At 33.6% G+C, this 16,562-nt stretch carries 17 protein-coding genes; 8 read left to right on the top strand and 9 right to left on the bottom strand.

The genetic code is table 11. The features are described 5' to 3' along the window. Positions 1-239 precede the first annotated feature (239 nt). From truB to BUA98_RS00425, 5 genes are all read right to left on the bottom strand, one after another. Positions 240-932: a tRNA pseudouridine(55) synthase TruB gene (truB, locus tag BUA98_RS00445; RefSeq protein ID WP_072969716.1), complete on the bottom strand. Its 693-nt coding sequence runs from the start codon at positions 930-932 to the stop codon at positions 240-242. After that, positions 932-1,729, bottom strand: a complete 798-nt coding sequence (locus BUA98_RS00440; protein ID WP_072969715.1) for an undecaprenyl-diphosphate phosphatase — start codon at positions 1,727-1,729, stop codon at positions 932-934. Before BUA98_RS00440 ends, truB begins: the two co-directional genes overlap by 1 nt. A gap of 105 nt (positions 1,730-1,834) precedes the next feature. Next, the gene (locus BUA98_RS00435; protein WP_072969714.1) at positions 1,835-2,089 is read right to left on the bottom strand and encodes a DUF3098 domain-containing protein; all 255 of its coding nucleotides are present in this window, start codon (positions 2,087-2,089) and stop codon (positions 1,835-1,837) included. An 86-nt stretch (positions 2,090-2,175) separates the two neighbouring features. Then, positions 2,176-3,051: a cell division protein FtsX gene (locus tag BUA98_RS00430; RefSeq protein ID WP_072969713.1), complete on the bottom strand. Its 876-nt coding sequence runs from the start codon at positions 3,049-3,051 to the stop codon at positions 2,176-2,178. A 329-nt stretch (positions 3,052-3,380) separates the two neighbouring features. Then, positions 3,381-3,728: a winged helix-turn-helix domain-containing protein gene (locus BUA98_RS00425; protein ID WP_072969712.1), complete on the bottom strand. Its 348-nt coding sequence runs from the start codon at positions 3,726-3,728 to the stop codon at positions 3,381-3,383. A gap of 338 nt (positions 3,729-4,066) precedes the next feature. On the opposite strand from BUA98_RS00425, the gene BUA98_RS00420 reads away from it, so the two are divergent. From BUA98_RS00420 to BUA98_RS00400, 5 genes are all read left to right on the top strand, one after another. Continuing rightward, entirely contained in the window at positions 4,067-7,063 is a 2,997-nt protein-coding gene (locus BUA98_RS00420; RefSeq protein WP_072970548.1) for a leucine--tRNA ligase, read from the top strand. A 283-nt stretch (positions 7,064-7,346) separates the two neighbouring features. Beyond that, the gene (locus BUA98_RS00415; RefSeq protein WP_086065091.1) at positions 7,347-8,189 is read left to right on the top strand and encodes an alpha/beta fold hydrolase; all 843 of its coding nucleotides are present in this window, start codon (positions 7,347-7,349) and stop codon (positions 8,187-8,189) included. A gap of 2 nt (positions 8,190-8,191) precedes the next feature. Continuing rightward, positions 8,192-8,665 (top strand): RNA polymerase sigma factor, encoded by a 474-nt coding sequence (locus BUA98_RS00410; RefSeq protein ID WP_072969710.1) that lies wholly within the window; start codon positions 8,192-8,194, stop codon positions 8,663-8,665. Then, positions 8,652-9,242 (top strand): hypothetical protein, encoded by a 591-nt coding sequence (locus BUA98_RS00405; RefSeq protein WP_072969709.1) that lies wholly within the window; start codon positions 8,652-8,654, stop codon positions 9,240-9,242. The genes BUA98_RS00410 and BUA98_RS00405 overlap by 14 nt, the downstream gene beginning before the upstream one ends. Before the next feature lie 400 nt (positions 9,243-9,642). After that, positions 9,643-10,329, top strand: coding sequence for a zinc metallopeptidase (locus tag BUA98_RS00400; RefSeq protein ID WP_072969708.1), 687 nt, complete (start codon positions 9,643-9,645; stop codon positions 10,327-10,329). A 420-nt stretch (positions 10,330-10,749) separates the two neighbouring features. On the opposite strand, the gene BUA98_RS00395 is transcribed toward BUA98_RS00400, so the two are convergent. The 3 genes from BUA98_RS00395 to BUA98_RS00385 form a co-directional block, all read right to left on the bottom strand. Continuing rightward, positions 10,750-11,220 carry an Lrp/AsnC family transcriptional regulator gene (locus tag BUA98_RS00395; RefSeq protein WP_041518480.1) on the bottom strand — a complete coding sequence of 157 codons (471 nt, stop codon included), beginning with the start codon at positions 11,218-11,220 and terminating at the stop codon, positions 10,750-10,752. Between the two features lie 207 nt (positions 11,221-11,427). After that, the gene (locus BUA98_RS00390) at positions 11,428-12,177 is read right to left on the bottom strand and encodes a uroporphyrinogen-III synthase (RefSeq protein ID WP_026983527.1); all 750 of its coding nucleotides are present in this window, start codon (positions 12,175-12,177) and stop codon (positions 11,428-11,430) included. A 14-nt stretch (positions 12,178-12,191) separates the two neighbouring features. Continuing rightward, on the bottom strand, positions 12,192-12,884 hold the full coding sequence (locus BUA98_RS00385; RefSeq protein WP_072969707.1) for a DUF4271 domain-containing protein: 693 nt from the start codon (positions 12,882-12,884) through the stop codon (positions 12,192-12,194). A 105-nt stretch (positions 12,885-12,989) separates the two neighbouring features. On the opposite strand from BUA98_RS00385, the gene BUA98_RS00380 reads away from it, so the two are divergent. The 3 genes from BUA98_RS00380 to BUA98_RS00370 are packed head-to-tail and all read left to right on the top strand — an operon-like array spanning position 12,990 to position 15,549. After that, positions 12,990-13,715, top strand: a complete 726-nt coding sequence (locus BUA98_RS00380) for a polyprenol monophosphomannose synthase (RefSeq protein ID WP_026983525.1) — start codon at positions 12,990-12,992, stop codon at positions 13,713-13,715. 10 nt (positions 13,716-13,725) lie between these two features. Beyond that, positions 13,726-15,066 (top strand): dihydroorotase, encoded by a 1,341-nt coding sequence (locus tag BUA98_RS00375; RefSeq protein WP_072969706.1) that lies wholly within the window; start codon positions 13,726-13,728, stop codon positions 15,064-15,066. A 9-nt stretch (positions 15,067-15,075) separates the two neighbouring features. Beyond that, positions 15,076-15,549: a DUF4296 domain-containing protein gene (locus BUA98_RS00370; RefSeq protein ID WP_072969705.1), complete on the top strand. Its 474-nt coding sequence runs from the start codon at positions 15,076-15,078 to the stop codon at positions 15,547-15,549. Positions 15,550-15,553: 4 nt separating this feature from the next. On the opposite strand, the gene BUA98_RS00365 is transcribed toward BUA98_RS00370, so the two are convergent. After that, positions 15,554-16,555: an NAD-dependent epimerase/dehydratase family protein gene (locus tag BUA98_RS00365; protein ID WP_072969704.1), complete on the bottom strand. Its 1,002-nt coding sequence runs from the start codon at positions 16,553-16,555 to the stop codon at positions 15,554-15,556. Positions 16,556-16,562 lie beyond the last annotated feature (7 nt).

Below are 16,562 nucleotides of genomic sequence, written 5' to 3'. Positions count from 1 at the left end.
CTATTATTTATTTTCTGATTTACTCTGTTTATTGGTGTTTATTTAATGTCTAACAATTAAAAATACACTGCCATGATGAAGTTATTCGACAGATTTTACGATTTTATTTCAGGTTTATTGTTTGGAGGGAAAAATATGACTCATTATTAACCTCAAAAAAACAAGTACGGAAAGCAAAATTATTTTAGGAGTTGGCACATTACTATTACTGCCTCATTTTGTAATGTGCTATTTTGTGTTTATTCTTTAAGGCTTTCTTCAAACAAAGTAATATCAATCGCATCTTTTACATCGTAATCGCCAATTTTAGTTCGGCGCAAAACGGTTAAATGCGATCCGGAATTCATTGCTTTTCCAAAATCAAAAGCAAGGGAACGAATATAGGTTCCTTTACTGCAAACTACTCTAAAGTCAATTTCAGGCAATGCAATTCGCGTGATTTCAAATTCGTGAATTGTGGTTTTTCTACTGGCAATTTCTACAGTTTCTCCAGCACGTGCGTGCTCATACAAGCGAACGCCGTCTTTTTTTATGGCTGAAAAAATTGGTGGTTTTTGATCGATTTCGCCTAAAAACTGTTTTACGGTTTCATGAATCAAAGCTTCATCAATATGATCTGTTGGAAAAGTTTGGTCGATTTCGGTTTCTAAATCATATGACGGAGTAGTAGCTCCAATGTAAAAAGTTCCCGTATATTCTTTAGCCTGCCCCTGAAGTTCAGAGATTCTTTTGGTGAATTTTCCGGTACAAATTAATAATAGCCCAGATGCTAAAGGGTCTAAAGTTCCTGCGTGTCCAATTTTGAACTTTTTTGGAAGTCCAACTTTATTGATTAAAAGGTATTTTAATTTATTGACAGCTTGAAACGAACTCCATTTTAAAGGTTTGTCTATCAGTAAAACTTGTCCGTCTAAATATTCTTCAGTTGTCATTATATTATGGTAAGCGGGTGAATGAAAAAGTGGATAATCAATAAAATGACTCCGGCAAGAATTCGGTAATAACCGAAAACTTTAAAACCATTTTTAGTTAAAAATCCAATGAAAGTTTTAATAGCTAAAAGTGCTACAATAAAAGCAACTACATTTCCTATTACTAATAAATTAATTTGATCGTGAGATAATTCAAATCCGTCTTTATAATAATCATAACATTTTTTTACCGTTGCACCCAACATGGTTGGAACAGCTAAAAAGAATGAAAACTCTGCAGCAGTTGTTCTTGATAATTTTTGAGACATTCCGCCCACGATACTTGCACCACTTCTTGAAACTCCTGGAATCATCGCAATACACTGGAACAATCCTATTTTAAAAGCTTGTAAATAGGTAATTTCCTGAGATGTTTCTGCCGTACCTGGATTGTTGAACCATTCGTCAACTTTCAATAAAATCAAACCCCCTATTAAAAGTGAGATAGCAACCGTAACCGGATTTTCTAATAATCCATCAATAAAATCGCTCAATAATAATCCTAAAACTACGGCAGGAATAAAAGCAACCAAAAGTTTAAAGTAAAAATCAAGTGTTTGAAAGAAACGTTTGAAATATAAAACTACAACTGAAAGTATCGCACCAAGCTGAATAACAATCGTAAAAAGTTTTGTAAAGTCTTCGTGTGCAATTCCGAAAAAAGAAGAGGCAATAATCATATGTCCAGTTGAAGAAACAGGTAAAAATTCTGTAATTCCTTCAATAATGGCAAGAATGATAGCTTGTAATGTATTCATGTATTAGATTGTTAGATTTTTAGACTTTCTTAGACTTCTTAGATTTTCAGTAAAGATTAATCTAATAATCTAAAGATCTATGAAGTCTAAGAAGTCTAAAAATGTCTATTTTGATTTTTTGAAGATCGAGTAAATCGTGATTCCAAAACCAATTAAAACAGTTGTTGGAGCTAAACGAATACGTCTGAAGCTAAAAACATCTTCATTAAAAACATTCGGGTTATCACTTCCTCCGCCAGACATTAAGATAAATCCAAGCGCGATTACACCAATTCCAATCAATAAGATTTTGTAATTGATACCGTCAAAAAGAAATTCTTGTTTTTGAGGTTGTTGTTCTTCTTTTATATTGTTTTTCATTTTGTCATTGCGAGGAACGAAGCAATTTTCACCCTCTGTATATAAGTTTATTTTAATCTAAAATCTATAATCTAAAATCTGCAATCTTAATAAAGATCGTCTGTTCTTAAATTCAGGAAACGTTGAGTTGCAAAATGTGTACTTACCCAGGTAATCAAAACTCCTAATCCGAAAACGGCCAATAAAACCAATCCGATTAAAGCTTTGTCTTCTAAAATGCCTAAGCCAGGGAAATTAGTTTCTACATAAAGTAATAGTGCAATTAGGGCAACAATCGCCAATCCGGCACCTAACATTCCTAATTTTACACTGCGCATTACAAAAGGTTTACGAATAAACGATTTTGTCGCGCCAACCATTTGCATGGTTTTGATAATAAAACGATTAGAGTGAATAGATAAACGCAATGAACTATTGATTAATAAAACAGCAATTACCGCAAGGAAACCGCTAATAATCAAAATCCACATACTTACTTTTTTGATGTTGTCATTTACCAGATTTACCAATTGTTTGTCGTAAACAATATCTTCAATCATGGTATTTTGACGCAGGCTGCTTTCAATTTTAGAAATGCTGTCTCTCTCAACATAATCTGCTTTTAGGTGAATGTCGTACGAATTCAATAATGGATTTTCGCCCAAAAAGGTCAGAAAATCTTCTCCAATAATATCAGTATGTTCTTTTGCTGCTTTTTCCTTTGAAACATAAGCATAAGATTTTGCGAAAGGCGCTCTTTTCAATTCGGTATTGAATGCTTTAATAACACTATCATTTGCTTCATTTTTAAAGAAAACTGTCATTGCGATTTTTTCTTTAAAATCATTGGCCAGTTTTTTAGAATTGATAATGAATAATCCCAGTACTCCCAAAAGGAATAATACCAGAAAAACACTTAATACAACCGAAAAATAAGAGGAAATTAACCTGCGCTTTTGAAATTTATCAAAGTTAGAACTCATAGTATGCTTAAATTATGTGGTAAAAATAATAAAGTATTTCTTTATTTGAAGTTAATAACGTTCAAAGTTTTAACTTTCTTACCATAAATATACGATTTAGATATTTAATAAAAAGTTTATTAAGCGCAAAGTGCACTAAGTTTTACGCAATGACGTTTTTATTTAATCGCAAAGTCGTCAAGGGGCAAAGTTTATTTTTTTGTGGTGGTTTGATCTACGAATCTCCCAAGGTTGAAGCCTCGGGCTATGTTACAATTGTATTTTCTTTGTTTTTTAGATATAGCCCGAGGTTTCAACCTCGGGAGACGTATTGAATGAAATTAATATGCTTAAAATTTTAAATTTTGGGTTTCTTTTAAAGCAAAATCTTTAATACGTTTTTCGATTTCGTAGAAAACGGTAATTGCTTTTTCTCCGGCTTCGGTCAATTTTGCTCCGCCGCCACCTTTTCCGCCAAGTAGTTTTTCTACTAAAGGACTTTCAGCGCGCTGATTCATTTCTTCGACCAATTGCCAGGCCTGACGATACGCCATTTTCATTTCTTTGGCCGCATTGGTTATAGAGCCCGTTTTTCGAATATTTTCAAGCAGCCAGATTTTTCCAATTCCTAAATAGGCACCTTCGGTTTCTTCAATCCAAACCCGAACTTCAACTTTGTATTTTTTGCTGTCAGCCATTTTAGATTTTTTAAATGCTATTCAAAAATAATTCTTTTTTGATTAATAATTCTTTCGCTGGTCTCCGTTTAAACTGGACTGAAGTCCAGCCCTACAATATTTGTCGTTCCTTTGGAACTTTTGCCTTGCAATTGTTTTAACAAAAACGATATTTTTCTAAGTGTTAAAAAATAAAAATACGTATTTATACGTAATTATAAATACGTATTTTGTTATTTTATTTGTTTGTCAGCAAAATAGCTTTGGTACAATCTGTAATAAATGTAAATTTGCGCTCTAAATTAGGTGACAAACCTTTGAGCCTTTGTCACTCTGAACCTTTGAACCTTAAAGAAAGAATGAAATACAATCCAAACGAAATCGAAGAAAAATGGCAAAAATATTGGGCTGAAAACCAAACTTTTGCTGCAAGTAATAATTCTGAAAAACCAAAGCATTATGTGCTGGACATGTTTCCTTACCCATCTGGAGCGGGATTGCACGTTGGGCATCCGCTGGGTTATATTGCTTCAGATGTTTATTCTCGTTTCAAAAGACATCAGGGTTTCAATGTTTTGCACCCAATGGGATATGACAGTTTTGGATTGCCTGCCGAACAATACGCAATTCAGACAGGACAACGTCCGGAGGATACAACGCGCGTAAATATTGATGGTGGCGTTGATAAAGAAGGAAAACAAATTGCCGGATACAGAAAACAATTAGATAAAATCGGATTTTCATTTGACTGGAGCCGTGAGGTTCGTACTTCAAATCCTGATTATTATAAACATACACAATGGATTTTTATCCAATTATTTAATTCCTGGTATTGCAGAAAAGAAGGAAAGGCTTTTGATATTGCAGAGCTTGTAAAAGTTTTTGAAGAAGAAGGAAATGGATTGGTTGAAGCAGTTTGCGACGATAATGTTGCAATTTTTACTGCTGCAGAATGGAATTCATATTCTGATGATCAAAAAGAAAAAATCCTTTTGCAATACAGAATGACGTATTTGGCAGAAACAGAAGTAAACTGGTGTCCTGGTTTAGGAACTGTTTTGGCTAATGACGAAATCGTAAACGGCGTTTCGGAACGTGGAGGATATCCTGTAATTCGTAAAAAAATGACACAATGGAGCATGCGTATTTCTGCTTATGCAGAGCGTTTGTTGCAAGGTTTGAATGATATTGACTGGAGCGAATCTATAAAAGAATCACAAAGAAACTGGATTGGTAAAAGTGTAGGAGCAATGGTGACTTTCAATGTAGTCCCAACAACCAACAACCAACAACCAGAAACTATTTCTGTGTTTACAACTCGTCCTGATACTATTTTTGGAGTAACTTTTATGACTTTAGCACCAGAACATGATTTGGTAGCAAAAATCACAACTCCCGAACAAAAAGCGACTGTTGAAGCTTATATCGAAAAAACAGCAAAACGTTCAGAGCGTGAGCGTATGGCTGATGTAAAAACCATTTCTGGAGTATTTACGGGAGCTTATGCTGAACATCCTTTTACAAAAGAAGCAATTCCGGTTTGGATTGGAGATTATGTTTTGGCAGGTTACGGAACGGGTGCTGTAATGGCGGTTCCTTGCGGAGACGAGAGAGATTATGCTTTTGCGAATTTCTTCAAATCACAAAACGGAATGCCGGAAATCAAGAATATTTTTGCAAATGTTGATATTTCTGAAGCCGCTTACGGCTCAAAAGACAATGTTGAAATTGCTAATTCTGATTTCTTAAACGGATTAAATTATAAAGAAGCAACTCAGGCTGTAATTACGGCTTTGGAAAAAATAGGACAAGGAAGCGGAAAAACAAATTACCGTTTACGTGATGCTGTTTTTTCCCGTCAGCGTTATTGGGGAGAGCCTTTCCCGGTTTATTATGTAAATGGACTTCCAAAAATGATTGATGCGAAGCATTTGCCAATCATTTTACCAGAAGTAGAGAAATATTTACCAACCGAAGATGGTTTGCCTCCGTTAGGAAATGCAGCTGTTTGGGCTTGGGATTCAAAAAACAATAAAGTTGTCAATACAGATTTAGTAGATAATGTAACGATTTTTCCTTTAGAATTGAACACCATGCCAGGTTGGGCAGGAAGTTCATGGTACTGGATGCGTTATATGGATGCACACAATGAAAATGAATTTGCAAGCAAAGAAGCTTTAGCTTACTGGGAAAGTGTAGATTTATATATTGGAGGAAGCGAGCACGCAACCGGACACTTATTGTACTCTCGTTTTTGGAATAAATTCTTAAAAGACAAAGGTTTTGCTCCAACAGAAGAACCATTCAAAAAACTGATCAATCAGGGAATGATTTTGGGAGAATCTATGTTTTTAACTAAGTATAGTTTATGTAAATTTCCTTCTGAAATCCCTTACATTAGTACAGGGAAAGTTGTTTTAGCAAATTCAAAATATGATTATTTAAGTCCTGAGGAATCTTTTGTGGAATTTAATGGCAACAAATATGGATTAATATGCGAATATGTTTATCATGTTCCTGTCAATTTAGCTGAAAATAAAAAGATTTATATTGAAAAATTACAATCTCTTTTCAATTCTGATAATAGATTTGATGGCTTGACGATTAATGATGTAATTTGGGATGGAAAAGACGAAAAAGGTAAATACATTGGATTGAAAACTGAAGTTGAAAAAATGTCGAAATCAAAATACAATGTCGTAACTCCGGATGATATTTGTGCTGAATATGGGGCTGATACCTTACGTTTGTACGAAATGTTTTTAGGTCCGTTAGAGCAGGCAAAACCTTGGAATACCGCTGGAATTTCAGGAGTATTTGGTTTCTTGAAAAAATTGTGGAGATTATACATCGATGAGAATAACGGTTTAATCGTAAACAACGACGAACCAACAAAAGACAACTTAAAATCGTTACATAAAACGATCAAAAAAGTGGCAGAAGATATCGAGAATTTCTCTTTTAATACGTCAGTTTCTCAATTTATGATTTGTGTGAATGAATTGTCTTCTCAAAATTGTCATTCAAGAGCAATCTTAGAGCCATTAGCGATTTTGGTTTCGCCATACGCACCGCACATTGCTGAAGAATTATGGGCACAATTGGGTCATGCCACTTCAATAGCAACGGTCGATTTCCCTGTTTTTGATGCGAAACATTTAGTAGAAAGCAGTAAAGAATATCCTGTTTCTTTCAACGGAAAAATGCGTTTCACTATCGAATTGCCTTTGGATTTAACAGCTCCGCAAATCGAGGAAATTATCATGAAAGACGAAAGAACATTACGTCAATTAGATGGAAGAACTCCAAATAAAGTGATTATTGTTCCTGGAAAGATCATTAACCTTGTTGGATAAATAAAAACTCCAAATATTTAAATTCCAAATTCCAATTTTATGATTGGGGTTTGGGATTTTTTTTGTGTCCAGTTTGTCGAATTTCGTTGGCTTTTTTTGCCACGAATTACACAAATTTCCACAAATTTAATTCGTGCTAATTCGTGAAATTTGTGGCGAAAACTTCCGTATTAATTGGAATTTGGAATTTTTTTATTGAATTTTTCATTTTAATTGTAACATTTTAAATCTTCTCGTATCCAAAGGGCGGATCCGATTATTTAACAACTTAAAATTTATAAAAATGAAAAAGTATATTTTGATTATCGCCCTTTTATTTTCTGCATTGTGTCTAAATGTTTTTGCACAGACAAAACAATATCCGTTTGAAGTTTCTAAAACCGGAAAAGGCAAGCAAGCTATTATATTCATTCCAGGATTTGCTTCTTCAGGAGCTGTATGGGATGAAACTAAAGCAGTTTTCGAAAAAGACTATACCTGCTACACTTTAACAATGGCGGGTTTCGCCGGAGTAAAACCACAGCCGAATCCTTCTTTTGAAAATTGGAAAAATGAAATTGCCAATTATATCAAAAACAATAAAATTGAAAAACCCATCTTAATTGGTCATAGTATGGGTGGTGGACTGGCGCTTGCTATTGCAGCTGATTATCCCGATTTAATTGGAAAAATTGTAGTTGTTGATGCGCTTCCGTGTTTGGCGGCTTTGAGTGATCCTTCTTTTAAATCAAAAGAAAATAACGATTGCTCAGCAATGGTAACTCAAATGACAGCAATGAATGAAACTCAGTTTTATGATATGCAAAAACAAACTATGCCAAGACTTTTAGCAGATACTTCAAAATTAGAAACGGTTGTAGACTGGAGCTTAAAATCGGATCGGGTAACGTTTGCTCAAATGTATTGTGATTTTTTTAATACTGACTTGAGAGAGAAAATTGCGTCTATAAAATGTCCGTCGTTAATTTTATTAGAATCTTATTTTATAAATTTAAAACCGGCAATCGAAGGACAATATAGAAATTTAAAAACAGCTAATTTTCAATACGCCAGTAAAGGAATGCATTTTATAATGTACGACGACAAAGATTGGTATTTGGGACAATTGAATTTTCTAAAATCGTAAGAATGGAATTTGAACAAGTCTATAAAACCTATTGGGATAGAATATTCAGGCTTTGCATGGGTTTTGTTAATGATTATGACATTGCCCAGGATCTTGCTCAGGAAACTTTTATAATTGTGTGGCAAAAGCTGGACACTTTTAGAAATGAGTCCAGCATCGGAACCTGGATTTTCAGGATTGCTTCTAATAATTGTTTGAGGCAGATTGAAAAAGACAAACGTTTTCCAAAATCAGATTTGCCCATTCATCTAAGCGAGGAAAAGCAAACTTCAATTGAACCGCAGATTCAGTTTTTATACAAATGCATAGCTGAATTGCCCGAAACGGAACGTATTATTATTTCGTTGGAGCTGGAAGATGTGAGGCAAGCTGAAATCGCTAAAATCGTAGGGCTTTCAGAAGCAAACGTGCGAGTGAAAATCCACAGGATAAAAGAAAAATTGACTCAAAAATTTAAAGAAAATGGACAACAATAATATAGACTTCAAAGCTTTATGGAAAAAACAAACCGTAAGCCAGCCTAATATTGAGGATTTGATGGCGAGATTAAAACAGTTTAAAAAAGCGGCAATACGTAGTTTATGGATTACCAATGTTTTGCTTCTTGCAACTTCTGCTTTTATTCTTTTTGTTTGGTATTATTATCAGCCGCAATTTATTTCGACTAAAATCGGAATCATTATAACGATTTTGGCTATGGTGATTTATTTATTCACTTATAATAAATTATTGGGTAAATATAAAAATATTGAAACCACGCAAACGAATAACGAATACCTTCGGAACTTGATTTTAATTAAAAAGAAACAACAATTTTTGCAGACCAAAATAATGACTTTTTATTTTATAGCACTTACGACTGGAATTTGTTTGTATATGTATGAATACGCAAGCAGAATGACTCTTTTGGGAGTAAGCTTGACGTACGGATTAACTTTGTTATGGATGATGTTTAACTGGTTTTATATTCGTCCGAAACAAATTAAAAAACAGCAAACTAAAATAAATGAGCTGATTACGAAATTTGAGGATATCAATGCACAATTGGAATAAGAAATTCCGATACAGAAAATTCCAAATTCCAATTTTAAGATTGAGGTTTGGGATTTTTTTTGCGCCTAGTTTATTATCCTGACGGAGGAAGGATCACGGTAGAAGCTCGACAAAGATTGGCGAATTAGTGTGAGGAGTTACGCGTGTGATCCTTGCTCCGTCAGGATGACAAGATTGTCGAATTTCTTTTATTTTTTAGTCACAAATTTTACAACTTTTCACGAATTGAATTTGTGGGAATTCGTGGCGAACACTTTCCTGTTAATTGGAATTTGGAATTTTCTATATTGGAATTTAATCTAAATTTAGGATGTCATTTTGGCATTTTAGAAAAATGGTTCGTAAATTGTAGATTATTTTAAAAACATATTCTAAAAAAACAATTTAAAAAATATATAAAATGGGAAGTGGATATTTAATTATTGCCGGAGCAATTATGTTGTTCAGTTGGCTGGTGAGTTCAAAGTTGAAGAGCAAGTTCGAATTATATTCTAAGCTCCAATTAAGAAACGGAATGAGCGGCGCAGAAATTGCTGAAAAAATGCTGGCCGATAACGGAATCACAGACGTTCGTGTTATTTCGACTCCAGGTCAATTAACAGATCACTATAATCCGTCAGATAAAACAGTAAATTTAAGCGAGGCTGTTTACAATCATCGTAATGCGGCTGCGGCTGCAGTTGCGGCACACGAATGTGGTCACGCAGTACAACATTCAATAGGTTACGAATGGCTGACAATGCGTTCTAAATTAGTGCCTATCGTTAGTGTGGCGTCTAATTATGTACAATGGATTTTACTTGCAGGAATCTTAATGATTAGAACTTTTCCGCAATTATTATTAATCGGAATAGTTATTTTTGCCGCAACAACATTATTTACAATCATTACTCTGCCTGTAGAATACGATGCAAGCAATAGAGCATTGGCGTGGTTGGAAAATAAACACATGCTGACACAAGAAGAGCAAGCAGGAGCAAAAGACGCCTTAAAATGGGCTGCTCGAACTTATGTAGTTGCTGCAATTGGTTCTATTGCAACTTTACTGTATTATATTTCGATTTATTCTGGGAATAGGAGGAGTTAAATAATGTGCCAATTAGATAATTAGTCAATTAGATAATTTATAGCAAACCCGATACGTTAAACTTGTCGGGTTTTTTTAGTGCTTATTTTTTAATATATAAATTTCAAAGAATTGTAAAAAAGAATCCACAACATTGTCACTACGAATATAGCACTGAGATAATTTTTGCTTCCAGATTTAAAATATTTATAAAGAAGAATGATAGTGTAGATTATGCTGATTGGAATGGATAGTAGAAAAAAAATGTCACTAAGATTTGGACCATGTGGGCTGCCAGTTGGTTGAACAGCTCTTATAGTGAGAAATAATATAAAGTAAATTACAAAGAATAGTACGGTTTTAATCTCGGGTCTTAAATTTGAAACCATTTAAAGGATTTTTACAAGAATTATCTAATTGTCTAATTGCAGTATTATTTAATTAAAGCTGAATTTGTCTATCAATCTGCTGATCTAATGAAATAAAAGTTTCTGTTCTTGAAACTCCTTCAATAGCCTGAATTTTAGTATTCAAAAGCTGCATTAAATGTTCGTTGTCACGACAAATAATTTTAATCAAAACCGACCAGTTTCCTGTGGTATAATGACATTCTAAAACTTCAGGAATTTTTTTCAAGTCCTTTACAGCTTCTGAGTTTCGTGAAGCTTTGTCTAGATAAACACCTATAAATGCCATTGTATTGTAGCCTAAAACTTTTGGGTTTACAGTAAACTTAGATCCTGAAATTACACCCGATTGTTCCAGTTTTTTCAAACGCTGATGAATCGCAGCTCCGGAAATGCCTATTTTATTAGCAATTTGTAAAATAGGTTTTCGGGCGTCATCCATTAAGTAACGAAGAATTTCTTTGTCGATACCGTCAATTTCAATTATAAGCGAGTTGATTTTCATGAGTTGTAATTTGAAACTATTTTAGTTGTTTTGGTTTATAATAGAAATCAAATTTAATGATAAACTTTTTATTGATATGATAATCTTTGTCAAAGTTTAAAACTTTGACAAAGATTCGAACAGATTCGGTTTAAAAAGAAAAATTCCAAACCCCAACAGAAGTTGGAATTTGGAATTTATAATTTGGAATTTTATTTTATAAAAGGATTATTTCCCTTTGTTTGCTTCACTAATGTATTTTTCTAAAGCCATTGTCATAGAAGGTGTTTCAGGTGTTGGAGCAAGAATATCAATTCTTAAACCGTGATCCAAAGCTTCTTTTTGAGTTGTGCTTCCAAAAACAGCAATTCTGGTATTGTTTTGTTTAAAGTCCGGGAAGTTTTTAAATAATGATTTAATTCCGGTTGGACTAAAAAATGCTAAAACATCATAATAAACATCAGCCAAATCAGACAGGTCACTCATTACAGTTTTGTAAAAAATAGCTTGTGCCCAATCTACTTTTAAATTGTTTAATGTAACAGGCGCATCTGCGTTTAATTGATCAGAAGCTGGTAACAAGAATTTTTCATCCTTGTATTTTTTAATAAGAGGGGATAAATCAGCAAAATCTTTTGCTCCCACGTAAATCTTACGCTTTCTGTACACTACATACTTTTGCAGATAAAATGCAACAGCTTCAGATTGACAAAAATACTTCAATCCTTCAGGAACTTTGTAACGCATTTCATCAGCCACTCTAAAAAAATGATCTACAGCATTTCGACTTGTTAAAATGATCGCAGTGTAATGATTAAGATCGATTTTTTGCAATCGAATCTCTTTTGCGCTAACCCCTTCCACATGAATAAATGGTCTGAAATCAATTTTTATTTTGTGTTTTTGTTGGAGCTCAAAGTAAGGAGAATTCTCCACTTTAGGTTCAGGCTGTGACACCAAAATTGTTTTCACTTTCATATTATAAACATTTTCTAAGCACTCCCTTTTGTAATCCAATAATAAAGAAAATAATAAGGGGCTATTTCAAGTGCGCAAAGATATAAAATAAAATAAAATAACTTACCGATTATTACATTTTGATACGTTTTAATCGAAATAAAATACGAGTAGAGGCTTAGACACAGCGAAACGCCTATTATTGCTAGTGGAATAATTTTAGGAATATTGTCATAATAGAACAAAACAGCATTAATCGGCAGAATTAAAACGCCAATATAGGTTCTATAGGTTACTTTTTGTAAGTTAAAAAGGTCTGCAAAATCATCAATGTTGAAAGAAGTTGCTACAATTTTCTCAATTAAATACTTCGCAAGAATGAAATAAAGTAAAAAGGTTGCAATCTGAATGAATAAAATCCAGTCGGTTTTTAAGATACTATAAGTTCCTGTTTTTGGATCTTCTGAAAAAATATGCATCGTAAGCTGAATAAAAAACGCAAACGAAATAATCTGAACGAAAAACAAGCCAATGGTAAAAGTACTTTTCAAATGGTTGTTATCACGATAAATTTTCGCATACTTATCTGAAAAAATAAGCTTACTAAATTCGCTAAATCTAGTTTCGTAAGCTGATTTTGTCATTGCAACAACGGCAAAGGTCACCACAAATAAAAGTGTTGCCCAATCTTTGTTTTCTAGGATTCTGGGAGTAAGTTGTTCAATCATAACGACACAAAATTAGTAATTTTTTGTCTCAATAGTTTTATTATATATTTATTATGAATCAAATGCTATAAAAAGTTTACTTTTGCGGTGAAATTACCGAGAAAAATGAATGATTGTATTGTCATAATTCCCACTTACAACGAAATCGAAAATATTGAAAGTATAGTTAGAGCTGTTCTTTCGCAACATAAACCTTTTCATCTTCTAATTATTGATGATAATTCACCAGATTTCACTGCAAATAAAGTGATTGCATTACAGGAAGAATATCCTGGAAGATTGTTTTTAGAAAAAAGGGCCAAAAAATCAGGTTTAGGAACAGCTTATGTTCATGGTTTCAAATGGGCTTTGGAACGCAATTATGATTTCATTTTTGAAATGGATGCCGATTTTTCCCACAACCCCAATGATCTCGAAAAATTATACGACGCCTGTCATTTTGGAGGTGCGTCATTAGCTATTGGGTCTCGTTATGTAACGGGTGTAAATGTGGTAAACTGGCCGCTAAGTCGTGTGCTAATGTCTTATTTTGCTTCGGTTTATGTGAAATTCATTACCGGAATGAAAATTCATGATGCGACTGCAGGTTTTGTTTGTTATAAGAGAGAAGTTTTAGAGAAGATAAATCTGAACAAAATTAAATTTGTTGGTTATGCTTTTCAAATTGAAATGAAATATCGAACATATTGTGGTAAATTTGAAATAACAGAAGTTCCGATTATTTTTACGGATCGAACTAAAGGAGTTTCAAAAATGAGCAACGCCATTATCAAAGAAGCTATACTAGGAGTAATTTCTCTTCGATTAAAAAAATTATTCAATACATTATAAAGCCAGGGCGATGAACAGGATTTTAATTAAAAATGCTAAAATTGTAAACGAAGGATCAATTTTTGAAGGTGATGTTTTGATTGAAAACGACTTAATCGTTGAAATTTCAGATAGCATCAGCCTAAAAACATCTGATTGTAAAGTGATAGATGCCGAAGGTAGTTATTTAATGCCGGGCGCAATCGATGATCAGGTTCACTTTAGAGAGCCGGGATTAACACACAAAGGAGATATAGAATCAGAATCGAGAGCAGCAGTTGCGGGAGGAATTACTTCTTTTATCGAACAGCCCAATACGGTTCCGAATGCCGTTACTCAGGAGATTCTGGAAGATAAATACGAAATTGCTGCCGAAAAATCATTTGCGAATTATTCGTTTATGATGGGCGCAACAAATGATAATTTGGAAGAAGTTTTAAAAACGAATCCAAAAAATGTGGCTGGAATTAAAATATTTCTTGGTTCTTCAACCGGAAATATGCTGGTTGATAAAGAAGAAACTTTAGAGAAAATTTTCTCAAGTACGCCAATGTTAATTGCAGTTCATTGTGAAGATGAAACTACAATTCAAAATAATCTTGCTGCATACAAAGAACAATATGGTGATGATATTCCGGTAACGGCGCATCATTTAATTCGTAGTGCAGAAGCTTGTTATATTTCGTCTTCAAAAGCGGTTGCTTTGGCTAAAAAAACTGGAGCAAGACTTCATATTTTTCACCTTTCGACGGCAAAAGAAATGGAGTTGTTTACCAATAAGATTCCATTAGAAGATAAAAAAATTACAGCTGAGGTTTGTGTACATCATCTTTGGTTTACCGATGAAGATTATAAAACTAAAGGCAATTTTATCAAATGGAATCCTGCGGTAAAAACTGCCGAAGATCGTGCTGAACTTTGGAAAGCTTTGAATGATGGTCGTATTGATGTTATTGCAACAGATCATGCACCTCATACTAAAGAAGAAAAAATGCAGTCGTATTTAAAAGCGCCTTCCGGAGGTCCGTTAGTGCAACATGCTGTTGTAGCAATGTTTGAAGCGCATCATCAGGGTAAAATTACAGTAGAAAAAATCGTCGAGAAAATGTGCCATAATCCGGCTAAAATTTTCAAAATCGAAAAAAGAGGTTTTATCAAAGAAGGTTATTTTGCTGATTTGGTAATTGTAAATCCAAGTTTGCCATGGAGTGTTAAACCAGAGAATATTTTATATAAATGTGGCTGGTCACCGTTTGAAAATTTTACTTTTAAATCCAGAATCACGCATACTTTTGTGAACGGAGAAATGGTTTATAATAATTTCAAAGTAAAAGATATCCGTGCTGGAAAAAGATTATTGTTTGATAGATAAAAAGGATAAATGAAGAATTTTGTATTTATAATATTGGTTTTGTTTCTTTCTGTAAGTTGTAAAAAAGAATTGGTCAAAGAACCAAAAAGACTTATTGAGAAAGGGAAAATGATTGATATTATGTATGATTTGTCTCTTATGGATGCAATGAAATACCAAAATCCATTGTCTTTAGATTCTATTGATGCCGATCCGAAAAAATTTGTTTTAAAAAAATACAAGGTTGATAGTTTACAGTTTGCGCAAAGCAATATTTATTATGCGGCTGATTATGATACCTACAAGGATATGTTTGATGAAATTAGCAAACGTTTAGCGGTGCAGCAACGGGCGGCAGACTCAGTTGTAAAAATTGAAGAGAAGAAAGCTGCGAAAGCTGCTGCTAAAAAGCCTAAAGTAAAAACGAATGTAAACGATTCTATAACGAAACCTTCAAGACGTATAAATATTGATTCAATAAGAAGAACAAGACAAATAAGATAGTTTTTTACAACTTTGAGGTGTCTTTTATATATTGATGAACATCTAGAAAAACCGTTCCCAGAGCGGTTTTTATTTTTTCATTCGAATACAGGTTTTTTGAGTAAGAGGCTTTTGCAGTCGCTTTTGTCATTTGCCTTTTCTGAAAAAACAAAGTCGAAAAAATTCCATCGGCAATCCATAAGAAGTTCATAAAAAATGGATTTGCATGAAAGCGAGGCTTTTTTACTTTTAAAACTTCTGCAATCGTATTTAGAATATCCCTAAAAACAATATTATCTGCAATTAAGGTGAAACGTTCATTTTTAATGTCGCTTTTCATTAATTCAAAAGCAATTCTGACAACATCATTTACACTAACAAAACCAGTACTTCCGAGTGTGTAAAATGAAAGTCCGTTAGCAACTCGTATGTAAAGCTGACTGCTTCCTTCATTGTAAATTTTTGATGTAGGAATTGTGGCTAAAATAACGCCCGGATTTAAAATAATTATATCCAAACCTTCCTGAACAGCACGCCAAACTTCCATTTCGGCACCATATTTAGAAATGGCATAATCGCTGTGTGGTTTTTCTGGATTCCAATCTGTTTCCTCAGTGATATAGGTTTCGTGAGTTGCTATATCTCCTAATGCGGCGATGGAACTTATAAAGCAGAATTTCTTTATTCCTTTGGCTAAAGAAAAATTAACCATATTGGCGGTTCCTTCAATATTTGTCTTTCTGAGTCCGTCTTCATCTTTTGGATCAAACGAAATCAAAGCGGCACAATGATAAACATATTCAATATCAATAAAAGCAATTTCGAGTGAAGGAACGTCTAAAATATCGGCTTCAAGCCAATTAATTTTTTCAAATAAATCTGCTTTTCCATAAAGTTCAAAAACCGATTTTGTTTTCTGAACGTTATGTAGGTTTCGGTAAATTGCCCGAACGTTTTCTCCATTTTCAATTAAATGAAGTAATAAATGCGCACCAACTAAACCTGTTCCTCCAGTTACTAATACCATTTTGTAA

The sequence above is a fragment of the Flavobacterium saccharophilum genome (assembly GCF_900142735.1).
Classification (GTDB): domain Bacteria; phylum Bacteroidota; class Bacteroidia; order Flavobacteriales; family Flavobacteriaceae; genus Flavobacterium; species Flavobacterium saccharophilum.
This window is presented reverse-complemented; position numbering and strand designations above follow the sequence as displayed.